We start from the raw sequence: 1,764 nt of genomic DNA, 5'->3' as shown, positions 1-1,764 counted from the left end.
TACGGTGAGATCATGGAGGGGGAGTGCGATGTCCCGTGGGGCTAACAAGTCCGTCAACGGGACGCCAAACTGCTGCGCAGTTTGGTGCCCTCCGCTGCGCTCCGGCGCCCGTTACGTCCAACGTTAGGTCTCATGACAACCACCGCCCCATTTTCTGGATTTGACCTGAGTAACTTCTGGGAAGACTCCGACTTTGCACGTAGTGCGTACGTTGGACCAATGTTCAATGAGCATGATCTCGCCGCTTTCGAAGGCGAACTCGGATACAAGCTTCCCAGTTCCTATATCGCGTTAATGCGAAGTCAAAACGGCGGAATTCCGCGCCTCTCGAAATATCGCACCAGTGAGCGAACTTCGTGGGCGGACGACCATGTCGCGCTAACAGGCATTTACTCCATCGGTCGAGAACAGACGTACTCCCTATGCGGTGAGTTCAATAGCGCCTTCTGGGTCGAAGAGTGGGGCTATCCACCCATTGGCATCTACTTCGCCGACTGCCCTTCTGCCGGTCACGATATGCTCTGCTTGGACTATCGCGAATGTGGCCCTCAAGGTGAGCCGGCCGTCGTACATGTCGACCAGGAAAACGACTACAAGATCACGTACCTTGCAAAGGACTTCGAGTCATTCATCCGTGGTCTGGAGGGAGACGATGCGTTTGAGACCTAACCAGTCCGTCAACGGGACGCCAAAATGCTGCGCATTTTGGTTCCCTCCGCTGCGCTCCGGCGCCCGTTACGTCCAACGTTAGGCGCCGCTTTTTGTTTGCGCCAAGAACAACCGCCTTACCTAATTGCAGTTTCTTTTGTGGCTTACGGAAACGCTATGGCATCGAATGAAAAGCAATACTGGTTCCCCGCGAAACGTTACGGTTGGGGCTGGGGGTTGCCCACGGTGTGGCAGGGTTGGGTCGTCTTCGTCATCTATTTCGTCCTAATCTTTGCGGGCGCGGTCGCCGTGCTGCCAAACTATGGCGCTCCCCGTTTCGTCGCCTACGCCGGTGCTCTCACGCTCCTGCTCGTCGCGATCTGCTGGGTCAAAGGTGAGCGCCCAGAATGGCGTTGGGGCGGCAAGTGACGGCGGCGCCTAACAAGTCCGTCAACGGGACGCCAAAATGCTGCGCATTTTGGTTCCCTTCGCTGCGCTCCGGCGCCCGTTACGTCCAACGTTAGGAGTTGAGCATCGCGATCAATCAACCAGCGCTGAACCAGATCATTGGCATGTCCGTGGCGCACGTCTGGTTAGGCCACGGATCTGCGCTGTTTCTCGAACTCGGGGAAATAGGCGAATGTCGGCGCAAGGATGGTTCGCAGGGAAACCCGAAAGGTGCCGTCACGGTCATGGCTGACTTTGGCTGGCGCATCGAAGGGCCGCGAAGTATTGTGTGCGCAAGTGGCGAATCAAACCGCAGAATCGCTTCAGCGGTAAAGTCATTGCTAGGTTCGCAAATCATCGACGCCTGTTCCGTTGGAAGAATTCCGGAACTTCAGCTTGCGTTTTCAAACGGGCGCTGGTTGCAGACCTTTACGCACTACGCTGGCCAGCCGGCGTGGGCGCTATTGTTTAGCTCGCCCAGGCTCGGCGCACTCGGAGTCAAGGCTGGTCACCTCAGCGTCGATGAGCACAACTCCTAACAAGTCAGTCAACCGGACACCCAAACTGCTGCGCAGTTTGGGTTCCCTCCGCTGGCGCTCCGGTGCCGGTTACTTTCAACTACAAGGGCTTCCCCAGTAGTCAAGGCGAACTGATCCAACGGCCACGCAA

The 1,764-nt window shown here is 57.1% G+C and carries 3 protein-coding genes; all 3 read left to right on the top strand.

Going from position 1 to position 1,764, the window contains the following annotated elements; translation table 11 throughout:
* Positions 1-132 precede the first annotated feature (132 nt).
* The 3 genes from HH302_RS22215 to HH302_RS22205 all read left to right on the top strand — a co-directional run bounded on the left by HH302_RS22215 (position 133) and on the right by HH302_RS22205 (position 1,634).
* Positions 133-669 (top strand): SMI1/KNR4 family protein, encoded by a 537-nt coding sequence (locus HH302_RS22215; RefSeq protein WP_172205419.1) that lies wholly within the window; start codon positions 133-135, stop codon positions 667-669.
* A 156-nt stretch (positions 670-825) separates the two neighbouring features.
* Positions 826-1,077: a hypothetical protein gene (locus HH302_RS22210; RefSeq protein ID WP_172205416.1), complete on the top strand. Its 252-nt coding sequence runs from the start codon at positions 826-828 to the stop codon at positions 1,075-1,077.
* Positions 1,078-1,175: 98 nt separating this feature from the next.
* Positions 1,176-1,634 carry a hypothetical protein gene (locus HH302_RS22205; RefSeq protein ID WP_172205412.1) on the top strand — a complete coding sequence of 153 codons (459 nt, stop codon included), beginning with the start codon at positions 1,176-1,178 and terminating at the stop codon, positions 1,632-1,634.
* Positions 1,635-1,764: the final 130 nt, after the last annotated feature.

The organism is Niveibacterium sp. COAC-50 (assembly GCF_013184235.1).
Lineage (GTDB): Bacteria > Pseudomonadota > Gammaproteobacteria > Burkholderiales > Rhodocyclaceae > Niveibacterium > Niveibacterium microcysteis.
Note: the sequence above shows the minus strand (reverse complement) of the source record. Positions and strands in the feature narration are given on the sequence as shown.